At 63.3% G+C, this 20,177-nt stretch carries 21 protein-coding genes; 12 read left to right on the top strand and 9 right to left on the bottom strand.

Features of this window, described 5'->3' with window-relative positions:
* Both GPA21_RS01725 and GPA21_RS01720 read left to right on the top strand, forming a co-directional pair.
* Positions 1-639: NAD(P)H-dependent flavin oxidoreductase (locus GPA21_RS01725; protein WP_168986485.1), on the top strand; the 639-nt coding region annotated here is incomplete at its 5' end.
* 10 nt (positions 640-649) lie between these two features.
* Positions 650-967, top strand: coding sequence for an antibiotic biosynthesis monooxygenase family protein (locus GPA21_RS01720; RefSeq protein WP_168986484.1), 318 nt, complete (start codon positions 650-652; stop codon positions 965-967).
* Between the two features lie 108 nt (positions 968-1,075).
* Here the strand turns inward: GPA21_RS01720 and GPA21_RS01715 are convergent, their stop codons facing one another.
* The 4 genes from GPA21_RS01715 to GPA21_RS01700 all read right to left on the bottom strand — a co-directional run bounded on the left by GPA21_RS01715 (position 1,076) and on the right by GPA21_RS01700 (position 5,593).
* The gene (locus GPA21_RS01715; RefSeq protein ID WP_246261681.1) at positions 1,076-1,930 is read right to left on the bottom strand and encodes an ABC transporter permease; all 855 of its coding nucleotides are present in this window, start codon (positions 1,928-1,930) and stop codon (positions 1,076-1,078) included.
* Between the two features lie 18 nt (positions 1,931-1,948).
* Positions 1,949-3,196 (bottom strand): ABC transporter permease, encoded by a 1,248-nt coding sequence (locus GPA21_RS01710; protein WP_211163370.1) that lies wholly within the window; start codon positions 3,194-3,196, stop codon positions 1,949-1,951.
* Between the two features lie 68 nt (positions 3,197-3,264).
* Positions 3,265-4,377, bottom strand: a complete 1,113-nt coding sequence (locus GPA21_RS01705; protein WP_168986483.1) for an ABC transporter substrate-binding protein — start codon at positions 4,375-4,377, stop codon at positions 3,265-3,267.
* A gap of 88 nt (positions 4,378-4,465) precedes the next feature.
* Positions 4,466-5,593, bottom strand: coding sequence for an ABC transporter ATP-binding protein (locus GPA21_RS01700; RefSeq protein ID WP_168986482.1), 1,128 nt, complete (start codon positions 5,591-5,593; stop codon positions 4,466-4,468).
* A gap of 215 nt (positions 5,594-5,808) precedes the next feature.
* On the opposite strand from GPA21_RS01700, the gene GPA21_RS01695 reads away from it, so the two are divergent.
* The 3 genes from GPA21_RS01695 (at position 5,809) to GPA21_RS01685 (ending at position 7,571) form a co-directional block, all read left to right on the top strand.
* On the top strand, positions 5,809-6,195 hold the full coding sequence (locus GPA21_RS01695) for a group II truncated hemoglobin (RefSeq protein ID WP_168986481.1): 387 nt from the start codon (positions 5,809-5,811) through the stop codon (positions 6,193-6,195).
* Positions 6,196-6,320: 125 nt separating this feature from the next.
* A complete protein-coding gene (locus tag GPA21_RS01690; RefSeq protein WP_168986480.1) occupies positions 6,321-6,929 on the top strand; it encodes an LOG family protein in 609 nt (202 codons plus the stop codon).
* A 54-nt stretch (positions 6,930-6,983) separates the two neighbouring features.
* Positions 6,984-7,571 (top strand): NADPH-dependent FMN reductase, encoded by a 588-nt coding sequence (locus GPA21_RS01685; protein WP_168986479.1) that lies wholly within the window; start codon positions 6,984-6,986, stop codon positions 7,569-7,571.
* A gap of 99 nt (positions 7,572-7,670) precedes the next feature.
* On the opposite strand, the gene katG is transcribed toward GPA21_RS01685, so the two are convergent.
* Positions 7,671-9,830, bottom strand: a complete 2,160-nt coding sequence (katG, locus tag GPA21_RS01680) for a catalase/peroxidase HPI (RefSeq protein WP_168986478.1) — start codon at positions 9,828-9,830, stop codon at positions 7,671-7,673.
* A gap of 785 nt (positions 9,831-10,615) precedes the next feature.
* Between katG and GPA21_RS01675 the strand changes: the two genes are divergently transcribed.
* Positions 10,616-11,023 carry a GFA family protein gene (locus GPA21_RS01675; RefSeq protein ID WP_168986477.1) on the top strand — a complete coding sequence of 136 codons (408 nt, stop codon included), beginning with the start codon at positions 10,616-10,618 and terminating at the stop codon, positions 11,021-11,023.
* 76 nt (positions 11,024-11,099) lie between these two features.
* Here GPA21_RS01675 and GPA21_RS01670 read toward each other — a convergent pair whose 3' ends face one another.
* Positions 11,100-11,705 (bottom strand): LysE family translocator, encoded by a 606-nt coding sequence (locus GPA21_RS01670; protein WP_168986476.1) that lies wholly within the window; start codon positions 11,703-11,705, stop codon positions 11,100-11,102.
* A gap of 146 nt (positions 11,706-11,851) precedes the next feature.
* Here GPA21_RS01670 and GPA21_RS01665 point away from each other — a divergent pair, with 146 nt between their 5' ends.
* Positions 11,852-13,294, top strand: coding sequence for an aminotransferase-like domain-containing protein (locus GPA21_RS01665; RefSeq protein ID WP_168986475.1), 1,443 nt, complete (start codon positions 11,852-11,854; stop codon positions 13,292-13,294).
* A 36-nt stretch (positions 13,295-13,330) separates the two neighbouring features.
* Here the strand turns inward: GPA21_RS01665 and GPA21_RS01660 are convergent, their stop codons facing one another.
* A complete protein-coding gene (locus GPA21_RS01660; RefSeq protein WP_168986474.1) occupies positions 13,331-14,182 on the bottom strand; it encodes a thioredoxin family protein in 852 nt (283 codons plus the stop codon).
* A 161-nt stretch (positions 14,183-14,343) separates the two neighbouring features.
* Here GPA21_RS01660 and GPA21_RS01655 point away from each other — a divergent pair, with 161 nt between their 5' ends.
* Positions 14,344-15,186 carry a PhzF family phenazine biosynthesis protein gene (locus GPA21_RS01655; RefSeq protein ID WP_168986473.1) on the top strand — a complete coding sequence of 281 codons (843 nt, stop codon included), beginning with the start codon at positions 14,344-14,346 and terminating at the stop codon, positions 15,184-15,186.
* Between the two features lie 54 nt (positions 15,187-15,240).
* Here the strand turns inward: GPA21_RS01655 and GPA21_RS01650 are convergent, their stop codons facing one another.
* On the bottom strand, positions 15,241-16,155 hold the full coding sequence (locus tag GPA21_RS01650) for a pirin family protein (RefSeq protein WP_168986472.1): 915 nt from the start codon (positions 16,153-16,155) through the stop codon (positions 15,241-15,243).
* A gap of 129 nt (positions 16,156-16,284) precedes the next feature.
* Here GPA21_RS01650 and GPA21_RS01645 point away from each other — a divergent pair, with 129 nt between their 5' ends.
* The 4 genes from GPA21_RS01645 to GPA21_RS01630 all read left to right on the top strand — a co-directional run bounded on the left by GPA21_RS01645 (position 16,285) and on the right by GPA21_RS01630 (position 19,715).
* Positions 16,285-16,611 carry a VOC family protein gene (locus GPA21_RS01645; protein ID WP_168986471.1) on the top strand — a complete coding sequence of 109 codons (327 nt, stop codon included), beginning with the start codon at positions 16,285-16,287 and terminating at the stop codon, positions 16,609-16,611.
* The gene (locus GPA21_RS01640) at positions 16,611-17,249 is read left to right on the top strand and encodes a GDSL-type esterase/lipase family protein (RefSeq protein WP_211163369.1); all 639 of its coding nucleotides are present in this window, start codon (positions 16,611-16,613) and stop codon (positions 17,247-17,249) included. The genes GPA21_RS01645 and GPA21_RS01640 overlap by 1 nt, the downstream gene beginning before the upstream one ends.
* Positions 17,250-17,360: 111 nt before the next feature.
* Positions 17,361-18,347, top strand: a complete 987-nt coding sequence (locus tag GPA21_RS01635; protein ID WP_168986469.1) for an aldo/keto reductase — start codon at positions 17,361-17,363, stop codon at positions 18,345-18,347.
* Positions 18,348-18,356: 9 nt separating this feature from the next.
* Positions 18,357-19,715 carry an NTP/NDP exchange transporter gene (locus GPA21_RS01630; RefSeq protein ID WP_168986468.1) on the top strand — a complete coding sequence of 453 codons (1,359 nt, stop codon included), beginning with the start codon at positions 18,357-18,359 and terminating at the stop codon, positions 19,713-19,715.
* Between the two features lie 20 nt (positions 19,716-19,735).
* Here the strand turns inward: GPA21_RS01630 and GPA21_RS01625 are convergent, their stop codons facing one another.
* Positions 19,736-20,167 carry a MarR family winged helix-turn-helix transcriptional regulator gene (locus GPA21_RS01625; protein WP_168986467.1) on the bottom strand — a complete coding sequence of 144 codons (432 nt, stop codon included), beginning with the start codon at positions 20,165-20,167 and terminating at the stop codon, positions 19,736-19,738.
* Positions 20,168-20,177: the final 10 nt, after the last annotated feature.

Below are 20,177 nucleotides of genomic sequence, written 5' to 3'. Positions count from 1 at the left end.
GAGCTGCTCGATCGGCTGCGTGGCTGGGGGGCGAAGATTCTTTCGACGGCCACCACGGTGGATGAGGCGCTGTGGCTGGAGGCGCAGGGGGTGGACGCCGTCATCGCGCAGGGGCTCGAAGCGGGCGGGCATCGGGGCATGTTCCTGACTGAGGACATCTCGACCCAGGTCGGCACCTTTGCCCTGGTACCGCAGATCGTGCAGGCGGTGAAGGTGCCAGTGATCGCTGCCGGCGGCATTGCCGATGCGCGCGGCGTGGCGGCGGCGATGGCCTTGGGCGCGGCAGGTGTGCAGGTGGGGACCGCTTACATGCTGTGTCCCGAGGCCACGACCAGCGGCCTGCATCGCGCGGCGCTGAAAAGCGATATGGCCCGAGTTACCGCCCTGACGAATCTATTCACCGGTCGCCCGGCGCGCGGCATCGTGAATCGCCTGATGCGTGAGCTGGGGCCGATCAGCGGCGCTCCCCCCGCTTTTCCGCTGGCGACGTCTGCGATCGCGCCGCTTCGCGCCAAGGCCGAGAGTCAGGGGAGCAGTGACTTCTCGCCCTTGTGGGCGGGTCAGAACGTCAGCGGATGCAGGGACGTGCGGGCAGCCGAACTCACTCGAGCGCTGGCCGGGATTGACCGAACCGACTGAGGACAGCGCCATGTCAGAAATCGCGGATACGCCAGAACCACCTTACTACGCAGTGATCTTCAGCAACCTCCGAACGCCCGGCGATGAGGGCTACGCCGCCATGGCCGAGAGGATGGTCGCGCTGGCATCGGCGCAACCGGGTTTTCTTGGGATGGAGTCCGTCCGGGACGGCCTGGGGATTACGGTGTCGTACTGGCAAAGCCTGGAGGCCATTGCGAGCTGGAAGAAGCACGCAGAGCATCAGGTGGCGCAACAGCTGGGACGTGCGCAGTGGTATTCGAGCTTCAGGGTCAGAGTGGCCAGAGTCGAGCGCGAATACGGCATGTGATAGCTGAGACAGCAGGGCAGGGCACGAAACCGCTCAACTGAGCATCGCCCTACTCACGCAGCCGCGGCCACTGATGCCGTCGCCGCGCACTTGCGTGAGAAACCCCGATCAGCTCGACAGACCACGCAAGCGAGCGCTGCGCCGGCGAAGTAGCTCAACGGTGACCAGCAACGCAATGGAGATCGCGACCAGAATCGTCGCGACAGCCAGAATCGTGGGGCTGATGTGCTCCCGGATGCCCGACCACATCTCGCGCGGAATGGTCCGTTGCTCGACGCCGGCCAGGAAGAGCACGACCACGACTTCGTCGAACGAGGTGATGAAGGCGAACAGCGCCCCGCTGATCACGCCCGGCGTGATCAGCGGCATGATCACCTTGAAGAAGGCGTAGGTCGGGGTGGCGCCCAGGCTCTGGGCGGCACGGACCAGACTGTAGTCGAATCCGATGAGCGTGGCGGTGACGGTGATGACGACGAAGGGCGTGCCGAGCGCGGCGTGAGCGAGGATGACGCCGACGAAGGTTTGTGCGAGTCCGATGCTGGAGTAGAAAAAGTACATGCCAGCAGCCGAAATGATCAGCGGCACGATCATCGGGGAGATCAGAAGTCCCATCAGTGCGGCCCGGAAAGGCAGATACGAGCGGGCCAGACCGAGAGCGGCGACGGTGCCGAGTACGGTCGCGACCATCGTGGCGGAGATCGCGATGACGAAGCTGTTGCGTACCGAACGCAGCCACGATTCGCTGGTGAAGAAGTCCTGATACCAGCGCAGCGAGTAGCCGTCCGGGTCAAAGGTCAGCATTTCGCGGGTGAAGGTGAAGTAGGGTTCGGCGTTGAACGACAGCGGAATGATGACCAGGATCGGGGCGATCAGAAAGAAGAAGACCAATGCGCAAAAGCCGCGGTAGAACCAGTGCCAGGCGCGTTCGAGTTTTCCGGCGTAAGGGGGCAGAGGTGTCATCATCTTTGGGTTCGCTCCACGTCAGCCCAGCTTCATGTTGTCTATGCCGATGAGCCGGTTGTAGACGAAGTAGAGAATGACCACGCTGCCCAGCAACAGGGTGCCCAGCGCGGCCGCGAGGCCCCAGTTGAGCGAGTTCTGGATGTGGAAGGCCACCAGGTTGCCGACCAGTTGCCCGGTGCGTCCGCCGACCAGCGCCGGGGTGATGTAGTAGCCGATCGACAGGATGAACACGAGTAGCGCGCCGGCACCGATACCCGGAATGGTCTGGGGCAGATATACGCGACGAAACGCCGTGAACGGGTTTGCCCCAAGAGAGCGGGCCGCCCGCATGTAGCCGGGGGGAATGGTCTTCATGACGCTGTAGAGCGGCAGGATCATGAAAGGCAAGAGGATATGGGACATCGCGATGACGGTGCCGATCTGGTTGTGCATGAGCTGCATGCGCGCACCCTCGCCAAAGAAGAAGGCGACGATGTCGTTGAAGACACCTTGCGATTGCAGGATCACGATCCACGATGTCGTTCGCACCAGTAGCGAGGTCCAGAACGGCAACAGAACCAGGATCATCAACAGGTTGCTGTAGCGAAGCGGCAGCGTGGCCAGCATGTAGGCGACTGGAAACCCCAGTATCAGCGTGATCACCGTGACCAGGCCGCTGAGCCAGAAGGTGCGAAGCGCAAGGGGCAGGTAGATGCGTTGTTCTTCGGGTTGCAGGGTGATGCGACCGCTCTCGTCATACCGCAGATCGAGTGCGGAAAGGTAGTAGCTGGCGGTGAAACGCCCGCTTTCACGCTGGATGACCTGCCAGGTGTAAGGGTCGCCCCAGCGCGCGTGGGTCTCGATGAGCGATTCCTTGAACGGCGCTTCGAGGCGCGCCGCGCGTCGTGCGGTGGAATTGACCGCAGAGCGCATGCCGCTGATCTCGTAGTTCAGACGGGTTGCCACCCGACCCGTCGTGCGATTCTCCCGGCCCTCGACCATGTCGGCGGCGAATGCGGCATACACGGATTCCGGCGGGAGATCCCGACCGTCCCACGCCTGCAGGGCCTCGGTGGTGCGCGGCAGCACCTCCCCGATCTCGGGATTGTCGATGCTTCGACGCATCATGTCGAAGATCGGTACGACGAAGGTCACGATGATGAACAGCAGCAGTGGAGTGACCAGCAGGAACGCGGTCAGCTTTTTGCGTCGCTCGGCCTGGCGCAGCTTGAGCTTGAGCGGCAGGCCGTCGGCCGTGACCATGGCGGTGTCGGGGGCGGGAGTCATTCGCCTGGGGTTCCGTTATGGATTGTGCGCGGCAAGGCCCGGGCCTGAAGTGGCCCGGGCGGAGCCGCTCAGCGCAGCATCCACGCGCTGAAGCGTTCGCGCAGTTCGTCGCCGTAGTCCGTCCAGAACTCGTTGTCGAGCACGATCGGTGTCTGGTAGTTGTCCGGGTGGGTCGGCATGTGCGGGTTCATGTCGATCCCGAGGGTGGCGTGAGTCGACACCATCCCGGCCGAGGAGGCGCGCGCCGGGCCGTAGGAGATGTACTTGGCCTGATCGGCGAGGCGTTGTGTGTCGGTGGCGTACCGGACGTAGTCGAGCACGGCCTCGATATTGTTGCCGCCCTTGGGAATCACCCAGCCGTCCCATTCGACGAGCTGGCCATCCCAGATGATCCGGATCGGCTGCCCTTCCTCTTCGGCGGCGGAGAACATCCGGCCGTTGTAACCAGTGGCGAAGGCTACTTCGCGGTCGGCGAGCAGTTGCGGAGCCTGTGCGCCTTCGGTCCAGAACACGAGATGGTCCTTGATGGTATCGAGCTTGGCCAGGGCGCGTTCCACGCCCGCGGGGGTGCGCAGCACGTCGTAGATCTCGTCGAGCGGCACGCCGTCGGCGTAGAGCGCCCACTCGAGGTTGCCGCCCGGTCTGTTCTGGATGGCGCGCTGGCCCGGGAAGTTTTCGACGTCGAAGAAGTCGGTGATGCTGTTGGGTTGCTTGTCAGCCGGGAACATCGTCGAGTTGTAGCTGATGATCGTCGAATAGACGATCTGCGGGATGAAGCACTCGCCGTCGAGCGAACCGGGCAGAAAGTCCTGGCTGGCCGGCGTGCCGTCGGGCGCGGGGGCGAGCATGGCGTCATGGTCGATCTCGAGGAGCAGCCCCTCGTCGCAGGCGACCTGGGCGTCGGATGGAAGCATGTCGACCAGATCCCAGGTCACATTTCCAGCCTGAGCCTGGGCGCGGATGCCGGCCAAAGCGTTTGCCGAGCCGTCGTCCGTGATGATGCGGACGTGAGGGTTCTCGGCCATGTAGGGGTCGTGGTATGCGCTTTGCTGGCTTGCGCTGTAGGCGCCACCCCAGGAAACGATGGTCAGGCTGACCGATTGTTGCGCGAGCGCGGTCGCGCCGATCGCGAAAGTTCCGGCGGTCGCGATGGCAATCAGGGTCTTGCGTGCACGTGTCATGTCTCTTGTCTCCAGTGGTTTGTCGGCAGGCCTTGGGTGGTCCGGAGCAGACATGCCTACCGAGGAAAGGCCCCGGATGTGATCAGGCTCAGCCTGGATCGAGCGCCCGCATGTCCTCGGCGCTCCAGCCCACGCGCAGGGATTCGCCCCGGCGCTTGATTGGATGCGCCTGCGCATTGGGAATCTTGACAATGAAGTCATCGACCCCGCATACGGCGACGCGGGTGCGAATGTGGTCGCCCAGATAGATCAGCTCTTCCACCCGAGCGTCGAATATGTTCGGAAGGCTGCCTTCGACCGGGTCGATCACGACGCGCTCCGGACGAAGCGAGAGCATGGTCTCGGCGCCTTCACCGCTCACACGAATGCGCTGGGCGCGAACCGTCTCGCCGTGTTCGAGCTGCACCGAACAGTGCTTGCCGTCGATGTCTGTCACGACGCCGCGCAGCCGATTGTTCTCGCCGATGAACCCGGCGACGAACGCGCTCTCTGGCCGCTCGTAGAGATCCTCTGGCGTGGCCAGCTGCTGGATGACCCCGTCGTTGAACACCGCAATGCGATCGGACATGGTCAGCGCCTCGGTCTGATCGTGGGTGACGTAGACGACCGTGATGCCGAGCGAATCGTGGATGCGCTTGATCTCGTACTGCATCTGCTCGCGCAATTGCTTGTCGAGTGCGCCGAGTGGTTCGTCCATGAGCACCAGATCGGGTTCGAAAACCAGTGCGCGAGCTACCGCGATGCGTTGTTGCTGGCCGCCGGAGAGCTGGGCAGGACGACGGTTGCCGAACTCGCCCATCTCGACCATGTCCAGCGCGCGCTTGACCTTGCGATCGATCTCCGACCGTGATGTTTTGCGGACCTCGAGCGGGAACGCGAGGTTCTCCGTCACCGTCATGTGCGGAAACAACGCGTAGTTCTGAAACACCATGCCGATGCCACGCTTGTGTGGCGGCACGTTGTTGATAGGCGTGCCGTCCAGCAGGATTTCGCCATGTGTGGCGGTTTCAAATCCGGCCAGCATCATCAGGCAAGTCGTCTTGCCCGACCCGCTCGGTCCGAGCATGGTCAGAAATTCGCCACGCGCTATGTCGAGATTCAGGTCCTTGACGACAAGTGTTTCGCCGTCGTAGCTCTTCTGGACCGAATCGAACCGAACGAATGCTTCATTGGGTACGTCTGCGGCCGCTGCGGGGCCGTCGTCGGAGTTGGACATCCGTTATTGCATTTCAGAAATGAATATTTATAGCAACATAGATGCCGGGTGTGATTAAGTGGGGTTTTCCCGCAGAGGGATTTCCCTTAGGGAACGAGAGTACCCCCGAGTCGCCCGCGAAACCACGGAACGGGCAGACCGTTCTACCGCCGAATTCTGAGAGAATGGCGTGCTTTCGGACTCCGTCACCGCGTGTCATGCCGGTGCAGACTTTCATGGATCAGCTCAGTACCTACGAAAGAATTGGCGGCGAAGCCGTCGTCGCCAGCCTGTGCGACCGTTTCTACGCACTGATGGACAGCGTTCCGCAGTTTCGTGAGTTGCGCGACATGCACCCGCAGGATCTTCAAGGGTCGCGCGACAAGCTCTTCATGTTTCTTTCCGGCTGGCTGGGTGGGCCGGATCTCTTCGTCGAAAACTTCGGTCACCCGCGTTTGCGCGCGCGCCATATGCCGTTCGCGATCGGGACCCGCGAGCGCGATCAGTGGGTCGCCTGCATGATGCTGGCCATGGAGGAGGTCGGCATCGAGGAGGCGCTGCGCGAGCGCCTGCTGCAGAACTTCTTCCAGACAGCCGACTTCATGCGCAATAAGCCGGGGTGATCCTGTCCCGATTCGGTATCCAGTGCCGTGCGGCGCTGGAGCGACAATGTGATTCCGTGTAGCTTCGGTGTTCGCGACGCTGGCGATACCTCCGGTCTTAGTTTTTCCTTACTGAGTTCTCATCCATGACCACAACCCCTGCCCCCCGTCCCTTGAAAAGCCTTTGCGTGTATTGCGGTTCGTCCGTCGGTCGCGACACGGTCTATGCCGACGCCGCCCGTTCGCTGGCACGGGTGATGGTTGAGCGCGGGATTCGCCTGGTCTTTGGCGGTGGCAGCGTCGGCATCATGGGTGCGGTGGCCGACGAAGTGCTGCGCCTTGGCGGCGAAGCGGTCGGCGTGATTCCGCAGGCACTGATGCGCAAGGAGCTGGCGCACGCGGGCCTCACCGAAATGCATGTCACGCCGTCGATGCATGCACGAAAGACGCTGATGGCGGAGTTGTCCGATGCCTTCGTCGCGCTGCCCGGCGGCATTGGCACCTTCGAAGAGTTGTTCGAAGTCTGGACCTGGGGGCAACTCGGCTTTCACGACAAACCCTGCGCCATACTGAATGTGGGCGGCTACTACGATCGCCTGGTGGAGTTTCTCGATCATGCCTCGGCGGAGGAATTCGTCCGCCCGGTGCATCGGGGCATGCTTATCGTCGAATCCGATCCCGAGCTTTTGCTCGAGAGATTTTCGGCCTACCAACCACCCGCACAGCCAAAGTGGGTGAAGAGCGACGAAATCTGAACAATAAACCGGGGTCGTCCGTCATACGACTTTCCCAACGAGCGAGACGCCTGCATGAAAGCCCCCCGTATCGTCGTCCTTGCCGGCAGTAGCCGGCGTGATGCATTGTCCCGTCGCCTTGCCGCCGCATGTGTTGCGCCGTTGCAGGCGGCAGGCGCAGAGGTTGATTTGCTGGAACTTTCGGACTATCCGGCGCCCCTGTACAACGGCGACCTCGAGGCCGAATCCGGCTTGCCTGAGGCGATCATGCAGCTTCAACAAATCTTGTATGCGTGCGACGGGCTGCTGGTGGTGAATCCCGAGTACAACGGCTCCATCACGCCATTGCTCAAGAACACGCTCGACTGGTGCTCGAGACCCAACCCTGCCGACCGTGAACGCTCGGGTGGGGCGGTTTATGCCGGTCGGGCAGCGGCGGTCGTCGGTTCCTCACCCGGTGGTCTAGGTGGCATGCGGGCCCTCTTTCATGTGCGCGACATTCTTGGCTACCTTGGCATGCAGGTGATTCCGCAGCAACTCGCGGTGGGGAATGCTGGCAGTGCCATCGGGGACGACGGCATGTTGCGCGATGAGAGTCAGCGAAAAGTGCTCGACAAGCTGGCGACGGCGTTGGCCGACACCGCGCGCCGGCTAAGGTGCTGAGCGTTCCACCAGCGGCGATTTGCAGTATGAAAAGAACCGGCCCCGGTGTTGAGCACCAGGGCCGGTTTTTGCCGCTTTCGTTCAGCGGTCAGTCGCAGCTTACGCCAGGTCGAAGCGGTCGGCGTTCATGACCTTGTTCCAGGCGGCCACGAAGTCCTTGACGAACTTCTCCTTGTTGTCGTCCTGGGCGTACAGCTCGGCGTAGGCGCGCAGGATCGAGTTGGAGCCGAACACCAGATCGACTCGGGTCGCGGTCCATTTGGTGGCACCGCTCTTGCGATCGACGATGTCGTAGCTGTTGCGGCCGGTTGGCTTCCAGCTGTAGGCCATGTCGGTCAGATTGACGAAGAAGTCGTTGGTCAGCGCGCCGACGCGGTCGGTGAAAACCCCGTGCTTGCTGCCGCCGTGGTTGGCTCCGAGTACCCTCATGCCGCCGATCAGCACGGTCATTTCGGGTGCGGTCAGCCCCAGGAGCTGGGCGCGGTCGAGCAGCATTTCCTCGGGCTGGACCACGTAGTCCTTCTTCTGCCAGTTGCGGAAGCCGTCATGCACCGGTTCGAGCACTTCGAAGGACTCGACGTCGGTCTGCTCCTGCTTGGCGTCACCACGACCCGGGGCGAACGGCACCTCGACGGTGACGCCGGCTGCCTTCGCTGCCTGCTCGACACCGAGATTGCCGCCGAGCACGATCACGTCCGCGACGCTGGCGCCGGTTTCGGCCGCGATCTTCTCGTAGGCCGCGAGCACCTTGGCGAGACGTGCCGGTTCGTTGCCTTCCCAGTCCTTTTGCGGGGCAAGGCGGATGCGCGCACCGTTGGCGCCGCCACGGCAGTCCGAACCACGGAAGGTGCGGGCGCTGTCCCAGGCAGTGGCGACCATGTCGCCGACCGACAGGCCGGCGGCGGCGATCTTCGCCTTCACTGCTGCGACGTCATAGCTCTTGCTCCCGGCGGGAACAGGATCCTGCCAGATCAGGTCTTCGGCCGGCACTTCGGGGCCGATGTAGCGTGCCTTCGGGCCCATGTCGCGGTGAGTCAGCTTGAACCAGGCGCGTGCGAAGACTTCGGTGAAGTAGGCTGGATCCTTGTAGAAACGCTCGGAGATCTTGCGGTACTCCGGATCCATCTTCATCGCCATGTCGGCGTCGGTCATGATCGGGTTGTGACGAACCGACGGGTTTTCGGCGTCGACCGGCTTGTCCTCTTCCTTCATGTTCACCGGTTCCCACTGCCACGCGCCGGCCGGGCTCTTCTTGAGTTCCCAGTCGTAGTTGAGCAGAAGTTCGAAGTAACCGTTGTCCCACTGGGTCGGGTGCGTGGTCCACGCCCCTTCGAGCCCGCTGGTCACCGTGTTGTTGCCGATGCCGCGGGTCGTGTGGTTGTTCCAGCCCAAACCCTGCTCCTCGATGTCCGCGCCTTCCGGAGCGGGGCCGAGCTTGGCCGCGTCGCCATTGCCGTGTGCCTTGCCCACGGTGTGGCCGCCGGCGGTGAGGGCGACGGTTTCCTCGTCGTTCATTGCCATTCGGGCAAAGGTGACGCGTACATCATGCGCCGTCTTCAGCGGATCGGGCTTGCCGTCGACGCCTTCGGGGTTGACGTAGATGAGGCCCATCATCACCGCGGCCAACGGGTTCTCGAGGTCACGCTCGCCGGAGTAGCGGCTGTTGGGGTTGTCGGTGGGGGCCAGCCACTCCTTCTCGGAACCCCAGTAGATGTCCTTCTCGGGGTGCCAGATGTCGGCGCGGCCGAAACCGAAGCCAAAGGTCTTGAGGCCCATGGACTCGTAGGCGACGTTGCCGGCGAGGATGATGAGGTCGGCCCAGGAAAGCTTGTTGCCATACTTCTTCTTGATCGGCCAAAGCAGGCGGCGGGCCTTGTCGAGGTTGGCGTTGTCGGGCCAGGAGTTGAGCGGCGCGAAGCGCTGGTTGCCGGTGCCGCCACCGCCACGCCCATCGGCGATCCGGTAGGTGCCTGCCGAGTGCCAAGCCATGCGGATCATCAGGCCGCCGTAATGGCCCCAGTCGGCCGGCCACCATTCCTGGCTGTTCGTCATCAAGTCGGTGAGGTCCTTCTTGAGCGCCGCATAGTCCAGCTTCTTGACCTCTTCACGGTAGTCGAAATCGTCGCCCAGGGGATTCGTCTTGTGATCGTGCTGATGCAGGATGTCCAAGTTCAGCGCGTTCGGCCACCAGTTCATGTTCGAGTTGCCCGTGGCGGTGTTGCCGCCATGCATCACGGGACATTTGCCTTCGTTGCTCATGTTGTGATCCTCCTTCTCGTTGTTGAACACCGATCCGTCGTATCAAGTTCGTTCCGACGGGGGCGCTGCTCCAAATCCCTTCGGCAGGGTGCCGTGTTAAGTCTGTTTCAGGCTTTTTGCATCGATTGATGCACTATGAACCTGTCGTGACGTTTCCAGTCTAGGCGCCAGCCTTTACCGGGTCCATTTAGCATTGATTATCTTTCTGATAGCTTCAATGAATGTTGGCAGGAAATCGAAATAAGTTTCAGCAATTGCTAAGGAACCAGTGATTAAATCCGTTCGCTCTGAGCTTGTCGAAGGGCATTCCTCAGAAAATCCAGGGCTTTGACAGGCTCAGCCCGAACGGTGGGGTATAAATCAGTGCTTCCCTAATTCACTACTGAATCGCCTCCTCATTTGTTCGTGATGCTCAGCCCGGCCGCGGTGGAGCGGGTTGATTCGAACAGTTCGGCAAGATTGACAGTGGTCCGATGACTCTCGGGGGGCTTTGTTCCGCTATGCCGACTGCGGGGTGTGAAACAATGATCGGCGATCCTTGCGGGTGAAGAGGATGATTCGGTCATCGTACGCCACCCCGCTGCGGAATGATGCATCGCCTGTGTTTCAGTATGTAGTCGGGACGAGGTTCTGAGGGTGGAATGCGCGACGGTCACGGTGGCATTGGCCTGGCGCGATAGGCGCGTTGTTACAGCGACTTTGTCCGCTCATGCGTGGCGATGCGCATCGCCGCACACTATATTGACCTGGCATGGTCTTGATCATCCTTGGTGAAAGGAGTCGTCATGAAAGCGAAGTGTCTGTGCGGCGCCATTGAAGTGACGGCGCCGGATCATAAGGAGGTGAGCGTCTGCCACTGCAGCATTTGCCGGCGCTGGGGCGGCGGGCCCATGTTCGCCGTGCACTGCGGTCCGGAAGTGGGGTTTGGCGGTACGGCAGAACTGAGCCGATACAGGTCGTCCGAATGGGCGGAACGGGGTTTCTGCCCTACCTGCGGAACCCATCTCTTCTACCGTCTGCTGCCGTCAGACGAGTACATCCTCCCCGCTGGTCTTTTCCAGGATGAGGACGCATTCAAGCTCGCCAGCCAGATCTTCATCGATGAAAAACCTGGTTTCTACGACTTCGCCAACCGGACCCCGGTCCTGACCGGCGAACAGGTGTTCGCGCAGTTTGGCAGCGAGGAGGAATGAAAGCAGTTCGCGACGGGGGCGCCGTCCACCCTGCCATCAGGCCTCTGACGGCAGGACTTTCCCGAGCTGACGTTGTTTAGACCGGCGCTAGCAGTGCTTCGTCCACCAGAATCCAGGTCGCGGTCGCTGCCAGCAATGCAGCCATCGTGTAGTTGAACCGCGCGAGCAGTGTCGGTTCGTTCAACCGGTTCCGCAGCCGATCGCCGACGACTGCCCACAACGCAATGCAGGGCAGGTTCACGAGGGCGCACAGCACTGCGAGCAGCAGAGTGTCAAACCAGTCCGCGGAAGGCGCCAGGAATAGGATCGCCACGTTCAAGACCATCATCCATGCCTTTGGGTTGACCCACTGAAACATGGCTGCGGCGACGAAGCCGAGCGGCTGACCCCGGCCGGCCGAGCCGGGCTGGCTGGCATGCGCCTGCCGCCAGGCAAGCCACATCAGATAGCTGCAGCCCGAAGCGACAAGCAGCGGGCGCAACGAATCCAGCCAGATCATCATCCAGGCCAATGCGATGCCGACCAGCCACATCTGAAGCCCATGGCCCAGACTGATGCCGAGCATGTGGGGTAGCGTTCGACGGAATCCGAAGTTCACCCCGCTGGCGGCCAGCATCAGGTTGTTCGGGCCGGGGGTGACGGACATGGTGGCCACATAAGTCATCAAAGGCAGGTCGATCATGGTGTGCTCCACGCACGGTTGAGCCTGGCCATCAATGTACTGCGCCTTGAGGTCTGGTTACAGAGCCAGAATGAAACTACTATGTGGGGTACAAAGCTTTCTCTTCGTGACTGTACCCATGGTTTAGCCTGCTGCCTGTGTCCCCAATGACGAACGAATCCGTGCCGCTCTATCAGACACTTGCCAATGAGTTGCGTGATGCGATGAGCGACGGGCGCTTGTCGGCCGGCGCGCGGCTGCCTTCGGTGCGCGAAGCGGCGCACAGCCGAGGGCTGAGTATCAACACCGTGCTGGCGGCCTACCGGCAACTGGAGGCTCGGGGTTTCGTCGAGGCGAGACCTCAGTCGGGTTACTTTGTCCGTTCGCGCCTGGCGGCGCCTCCCGCGCCTGAGGCGGGTGCGCGGGCGGTCAGGCCGCGTCCGATCGAACCGGCGGTGCTGGACCGAATTGCCTCCGTCGTGGCGGCGCAGGCGGATCCAGAGCATGTCGACCTCTCTCTGGCCTGTCCGAAAGGTGGGGATTTCTATCCCGCCGCACGTCTGGCTCGTCTGGTTGCCGACACCGCCCGGAGACATCCGCATCTGATCGGAGACTATTCGCTGCCTCCGGGGTCGCGGCGCTTGCGGCGTGAAATCGCACGTCACGCGCAGGCCCTGGGATTGAGCATGGAGTCGGACGAGATCGTGCTGACCAATGGTTGTATGGAGGCGCTGCAGTTCGCCTTGCGCACCGTGACCCGCCCGGGAGATGCCGTGGCGATGGAATCGCCGACCTACTTCAACCTCATTCCGCTGGCCAAGCGGTTGGGATTGCAGATCATTGAGTTGCCCACGCATCCGGAGCGCGGGCTGTCCCTGGATGCGCTCGAGATGCTGTTGTCCGAACAACGGATCAAGGCGGTGGTGTGCATGCCGGACGTGCACAATCCCTTGGGAACCAGTATGCCGCTCGCCGCCAAGCGCCGACTGGCCTCGCTTGCGACCGAGTACCGCGTGCCGGTGATCGAGGATGCCCTTTATGCGGAGTTGCAGTACGCGACGCCGCTGCAGCCGGCGGTCAAGTCGTTCGATCGTGACGATTGGGTGATTCTGTGTGCGTCCTACACCAAGACACTCGCGCCCGGCTTTCGGATCGGCTGGATGGAGGCCGGGCGCTTCCACCGTGAGGTGGCGGATCTGAAGTTTTGCTCGTCCGTGGCGCAGCCCGCAGTGTTGTGCGAGGCACTGGGGACGTTTCTCGAGGACGGGGGGTACACCCAGCATTTGCGCCGGCTGCGGCGCCTTTATGCGTCACAGATTGACCGTCTCCGGGGCGTCATCGACGAGGTCTTTCCGACCGGAACGCGGGCGACCGATCCGACCGGAGGCTTTCTTCTGTGGGTCGAGCTGCCTGAGGGTTGCGATGCGAACCGACTGTTCGATGCGGCGCTGGCGCATGGCATCAGCATCACGCCCGGGACGCTGTTCTCGCCCTCGGGTCGATACGATCGGCATCTTCGACTATCGGGTTGTTATCCATTCTCCGACCGGCACATTCACGCCCTGGTCACTCTTGGCCAACTCGCCGCTGAGCAATGTCGCGGCAGATAGCCGTTCGGCCGCTGCCGTGTGTCGCGTTCCGGAGAGTCAGTACAGCGCGGCGGTGAGTTTGCGCCGGTATTCGCCCACGAGCGGGTGGCTGCCCAGCACGCTGAAGACCGACAGCAGCGTCTTGCGCGCGGCATCGTCGTTCCAGGCCCGGTCGCGCCGGATCATCTCGAGTAATTCGTCCATGCCCTCGGCGTGGCGGCCGGCTGCGACCAGCAACTCGGCCAGTTGCAGACGGCTTTCCATATCTTCGGGCTGCGCTGCGATGCGTTCCCGCAGCGAGGCTTCGTCTGCACCGCCGTGTCCAGCCAGGGCAAAGTTCACCTTTGCCAGCAAGGCCCGTGGCCGGTCGTCCATCAGTGTGACCGGCGAGAGGCTGTCCAGCAGCGGTTTGGCATCCTCGAAGCGTTCGAGCTCGACCAGGATCTCGGCCGCGTCGAGGCGAATCTGCTCGTTGCGATCGTCCAGTTGCGAGGCCTCGCCGAGCGTCCGAAGCGCGCATTCAAGATCGCCTGATGCGCGTAGTGTGGCCGCCTGAGCGCGGAGCTCGTCGGCCGGCGAGGGCAGGATTCGGTCGATGAACTCGCGTACCGCGCCTTCGGGCAAGGCGCCGGTGAACTCGTCGACCACCGCGCCGTGGTACACCGCCTTCACGTTGGGGATGCCCCGCACGCCGAACTGCGCGGCGAGGTCGGGGTTCTCGTCGGAGTTGATCTTGGCGAGGATGAACTTGCCGCCGCATTCCTCGGCCAGCTTCTCGAGAATCGGCTTGAGTACCTTGCACGGGCCGCACCATGGCGCCCAGAAGTCGATCACGACCGGGACGGTTTGCGATCCTTCGATGACGATCTGCTGGAAATTGTCGGCGTTGACGTCATGGGCGAAATGCATGGCGGGCTTCCGTGGAGATTGTCGATAGACGATAGTTTAGGGCGGTGAACAATGTTTCAAGGGGAAATCGCCAACCGGATTGCGCATGGGCGACCGGGACGAGCAGCGTGTGTCCTCGAGATCGTTCATCATTCCTGCATGTTTCGACTACGGAGACCGATATGAACGAATTGCTACGCTTCAGCCAGCTCGACGTCTTCACCGACCGCCCCCTACTGGGTAATCCGGTGGCCGTGGTGCACGATGCCGAGGGGCTAGACGATGCGGAGATGGCCGCTTTCGCGCGCTGGACCAATCTCTCGGAAACCACCTTTCTGCTCCCGCCCACGCAGCCCGGTGCGGATTACCGTTTGCGCATCTTCACCCCGGGCGGCGAACTCCCATTCGCGGGACATCCCACACTGGGCAGCTGCCGGGCCTGGCTGGACGCTGGCGGGACACCGGGCGATGGCGACGCGGTCGTACAGGAATGTGCCGTCGGGCTGGTGAGGATTCGCCGGACCGGCGAGCGGCTTGCATTCGCGGCGCCGCCTCTGCGGCGAAGAGGCCCGATGGAAGCGACCGAGCTTGCGCAGGTCGCGGCAGTTCTGGGGCTGTCCGCCGGAGAGATCGTCGCTCATCAATGGGTGGACAACGGACCGGGCTGGTGCGCCGTGATGCTCGGCAGCGCCGAGCGGGTGCTTGGCCTGCAGCCCGACTGGGTGGCGATGGGCGATCTGCGCGTCGGTGTCGTGGCACCGCAACCGGACGGTGCAGACACCGACTTCGAAGTGCGCGCCTTCATTCCCGCGATGGGGATTCGCGAAGACCCGGTCACCGGCAGCCTGAACGCGGGTCTCGCCCAATGGATGACCGCGGCCGGGCTGTCGGGCGACCGCTACGTTGCCCGACAAGGCACCGCGCTCGGCCGGGCGGGCAACGTCTACGTGGAACGGCTTGGCGACACGATCTGGATCGGCGGAGACGTGGTGGCATGCGTCAGCGGCAGCGTGCGCCTGCGTTGAGGCCCGGAGCTGCGCGTGTCCGCCGCGCCTGTGCCGAGTTCCGCCGCGACGTCTTCAGCCAGGCAGGGGAATGAACTCTTCCTCGTCACCAGGGACTTTGGGGAAACGTCCTTCGCGCCAGTCGGATCTGGCCTGTTCGATGCGTTCCTTCCGGCTCGAGACGAAGTTCCAGTCGATGAAGCGTTGGCCGAGGGGTTCGCCTCCGATCAGGGCGATGCGCGATTCGGCCTCTGCCTCGACGACGAGATTCGACCCGTCGGACAGAATCGCCATGGCATGCTCGGGCAGGTTCGTATCCTCCATTTTCAGCGCGCCACTGACGACGTACAGCGCACGCTCGGCAGCGTTCGGCAAGCTCAGGCGCTGGCCTTTTCGCAAGTGGGCTTCGACGTAGAGCGTGTCGGCGAAGGTTTTCACCGGAGACGTCGCGCCATAGGCTGAGCCCATCATCACCCGCAACGGCACGCCGTCGACCGTCCGGGTCGGGATGCTCTCCCCGGGGTAGTGGTGGAAGGCCGGTTCGATTTCCTCGTCCGCCTCCGGCAAGGCCAGCCAGAGCTGCAGTCCGTGAAGCCGGTGCGCCGCAGCGGTCACTTCGGGGCGCTCGCGTTCGGAATGCACGATGCCCCGACCGGCGACCATGAGGTTGATGTCGCCAGGCACGATGGCCTGCAGACTGCCGAGCGAATCGCGGTGCAGCATCTCGCCTTCGAACAGATAGGTCACGGTGGCGAGGTTGATGTGCGGGTGAGGGCGCACGTTGATGCCCTTGCCCGGCGGGAAGTCGGCCGGGCCCATGTGGTCGAAGAAGATCCAGGGGCCGACCATCTTGCATTGCGCCGTGGGCAGGAGGCGGCGCACGGAGAAGCCGCCGAGATCCTTGTCACGCGGTTGCAGCAGCAGTCTCACTGCGTTCTCACCAGGGGTGGATGTGCATTCCGCCGCGGCGTTCGGGTAGTTGTCGCTCATGTTGCCTCCTCCGCTGTCTCAGTGTGTGGTTGTGGTTGTGGTTGCAGGGCGTGCGCCTGCCAGCTTGCGTTATTCTGGGAGACCCCGGGTTTGCACCCGTAGTTGCCCCTTCCACCTTGGGAAACCTCGATGAAGCCTCTCCATCTGGCGCTTGGCGTGCGCGATATCGCTGAAACCGTAACAGACTACACCCATAGGATCGGTTGCCCGCCGGTGCTGGTGGTGCCGGGTGAATATGCGCTTTGGCGAACTGCTCAGCTCAATCTGTCGGTGCGTCGGGTCGCGGAGGAGCAGGTCGGGCAGCTTCGCCACCTCGGTTGGGAGGACGATGCAACTAAAGAGTTCTCGAGCGATGTCGACTGCAATGGCGTGCTATGGGAACGCTTTGACGCGCGCGAGCAAGCGAGAGAAATCCGCGAGATATGGCCCGCAGTCGATTACGATCCGCCGCGGTGATGTCTGGTCTGGTGCGATTTCTTGCTGCATTGCTCGTCTTTTCAGTCGTTGCCTGCAGCCGTGACCAGCCGGTGGTCTTTGCGCCCCTGCCGCCGGGTGCGGTGGTGCTCGTGGTCGGCGACAGTCTCGTGGCCGGCACCGGTGCGAGCCAGGCGCAGGCGTGGCCGGTCGGACTCGCTCGGCGTACGCGGTGGGAAATCGTCAATGCCGGTGTGCCGGGCGACACCACGGCCGGGGCCCTCGAGCGTCTGCCTGACCTGATTGCGGATCACAGGCCCGATGCGTTGATCATCGCGATCGGCGGTAACGACTTCCTGCGCAATGTGCCGACCGACGTGACCCGGGCGAACCTCGAGGTGCTGATCCGCGAAAGCCGTGCGACGAGCCGTCATGTGGCGCTGGTTGCGATACCGGCGCTATCCCTCGGGCGTGCCGCCGTGGGGCGCCTGTCGGATCACGAGATGTATGCGGCGCTTGCGCGTGAGCATGAACTGGCGTTGGTGCCGTCGGCGGTGTCCGATGTGCTGTCGCGTGAGGAGTGGCGTTCGGACCGCATTCATGCAAATGCCGAAGGCTACGCGCGAATCGCGGAGAAGGTCGCCGAATCGCTGGCAGCCCAAGGCTGGGTTCGACGCTGACGCTGCTTGAGTGGCGCACTGGCGCGAACTTTGGCGCACTCGTGTTGCCCACCTTGGATGGGCCGGACTCGCAAGGACGGCACGTGTCGCATCACTGCGGAGGAGAAGACCATGAAGAATCCGTTGCCTGGACGCCGTTACGATCAACCCGCTTCCCCTTCGCGCCGCCGTGCGCTCGGCGTTGGCGCCGGCATTGGTGCCGGCTGGATGTTGACCTCGCTGGGTTTCGCTCCGGCGTCCCTGGCGCAGAGCGCGGGGAGTGTCGAATTGGTCACAAAACCGATTCCGGGCACCGGCGAAAGCCTGCCGGTGATCGGCATCGGCACCGCGCGCCGCTTCGACGTCGGTGCGCCCGAAGCAGAACGTGCGCCCCTGCGTGAAGTGTTGCGTGATCTGCCGCGGCTCGGCGGTCGGCTGGTCGACACCGCGCCGTCCTACGGTAATGCCGAGACCGTGATCGGCGACCTGATGCAGGAGCTCGGCAATCGCGACGAGATCTTCCTCGCGACCAAGGTCGGGGCCGGGCGTAATGGTGCTGCGGCCGGGCTCGCGGAGATGGAGGCGTCGATGCGTCGCCTGCGTACCGACCGCTTCGACTTGCTGATGGTGCACAACCTCGCGGGCATCGACGACATGCTGCCGGTGTTGCGCGAATGGAAGGCCGCCGGACGCATTCGCTATCTGGGCATGAGCACGTCCTTCGAGCGCCAGTACGACGATTTCGTGGCGGTCATGGAGCGCGAGCAACTCGACTTCATCCAGGTCGATTACGCGATCGACAACCGCTCGGCCGAGGCACGCATCCTCCCGCTCGCCGCCGAGCGCGGCATCGCCGTGTTGACCAACCTGCCGTTCGGGCGCGGGCGCGTCTTCCGTGCCTTCGGTGACCAGCCGATTCCGGACTGGGCGGCAGAGTACGGCATCGAGAGCTGGGCGCAGTTCGCGCTCAAGTACGTGGTGTCGCATCCGGCGGTGACAGTGGCGATTCCAGGCACCGCGCGGCCGGATTACCTGCGCGACAACCTCGGTGCCGCCCGCGCGCCGATGCCCGACGAAGCGGTTCGCGAACGCATGGCAGCACTCGTCGCCGCAGCCTGAGCGCGGCCGATGTCCTGGTTGATCACGCGCCTCGGCCTGCGGGCCATAGACGCGCGCAAGGGAGAAGTTGCCGCGCTACTGTGGTCGTGCGCCTACTTTTTCCTGATCCTGACCGCGTACTACATCCTGCGGCCGATTCGTGACGAGATGGGCGTGCTCGGCGGGGTGCAGAATCTCGCCTGGCTGTTCACCGGCACGTTGATCGGCACGCTGTTGCTGCACCCGGTGTATGCGGGGCTGGTGTCAAAACTGCCGCGTAGGCGTTTCATCGCGCTGACCTACCGCTTCTTCATCCTCAATCTCGTCGCCTTCTTCGCGCTGTTCAGTTTTGCAGACGCCGCGCAAAGCGTCTGGGTCGGGCGTTTCTTCTTCATCTGGTTGAGCGTGTTCAATCTCTTCGTGGTGTCGGTGTTCTGGTCCTTCATGACCGATCTCTATCGGCCGGCTCAGAGCAAGCGCCTGTTTGGCGTGGTCGCGGTAGGCGGCACGTTGGGGGCGCTGCTCGGTTCGACGATCACGACCAGCATGGTGGGCGTGCTTGGGCCGGTGAACCTGCTGCTCGTGTCGGCGCTGTTCCTGGAGATCGCCGCGCGTACCGCCGGGGCGCTCGATCGGCACGAGGACCAGCTTGCGGCGGAGGCGCGTGCCGAGGCAGCCGAACGTGGCCAGGTCAACGGCGAACCCGATCCGTTGGTGCACGGCAGCGAGATCATCGGCGGCGGTGTGGCGGAAGGGGTGCGCCATGTATTGCGCTCTCCCTATCTCCTCGGGATTGCGGCGTTGATGCTGTTCTATACGATCGCCGCCACCTTCCTGTATTTCCAGCGCATCGACATTGTCTCGCGGGTGTTCGAGGATGATCCGGCGGGGCGAATCCGGTTGTTCGGTGGCATGGATATGGCGACCAACGTACTGACCCTTGGTACGCAGATCTTTCTCACCGGGCGGTTGCTGCGCTGGTTGGGTGTGGGCTTCGGTCTGGCCTTCCTGCCGGTGGTCTGCCTGATTGGATTCGGATTTCTTGGCGCGGCCCCGGTGCTCGCCGTGGTCGTGGTGTTCGAGGTGTTGCGGCGGGCGGGCAATTTCGCGCTGTCGCGCCCGGCGCGCGAGGTGCTTTACACCGTGATGTCGCGCAGCGACAAGTACAAGGCCAAGAACTTCAACGACACCTTCGTCTATCGGCTCGGCGACCAGATCGGTTCCTGGTCATACACCGCGATGGCCTGGCTCGGGCTTGGGCTGTCGGGTCTGGCGTTCAGCATGCTGCCGTTGTCGCTTGCGTGGCTGATGCTGGCGCTGTGGCTGGGACGCGAGCATCGGCGAATGCAGCAGCAGGGCGGGGAGGGCGGCAGTCAGCGCACGAGATGAGGTCGAACGGGTTTCCTCTGTCATTCCGCTGCAAGGCGCCGCATCACGGCGTGCCATCCCTCGGTCGCCTTCGCGCCGCTCTCGCCAAATGCGCGGTCGAGCAGGTCGGCCTGAATCTCGGTGAGCTGCGCTTCCAGCGCACGCCCCGCCTCGGTGAGGGACATACGGCGAACCCGACGGTCTTCGGCGTCGCTCTCGGCGAATACCAGCTCGCGCTCGATCAGTGCACGCAGCGGTGCGTTCAGCGCCTGCTTGCTTACGCCCAGGGTGTCGATCAGTGCGCCGACCGAGATGCCGGGATTGCGGCCGACGAAGTAGAGGATGCGGTGATGCACCCGCCCCAGGCCCTGGGCTTCAAGCAGTCGGTCGGCTCCGGCAGTGAAGGCGCGGTAGGCGAAATAGAAGCGTTCGATCGCGCGGCGCGGATCCTTGTCGTCAAATGGGTCAAGCATGTTGACATGA

The sequence above is a fragment of the Azoarcus taiwanensis genome (assembly GCF_012910885.1).
Classification (GTDB): domain Bacteria; phylum Pseudomonadota; class Gammaproteobacteria; order Burkholderiales; family Rhodocyclaceae; genus Azoarcus_F; species Azoarcus_F taiwanensis.
This window is presented reverse-complemented; position numbering and strand designations above follow the sequence as displayed.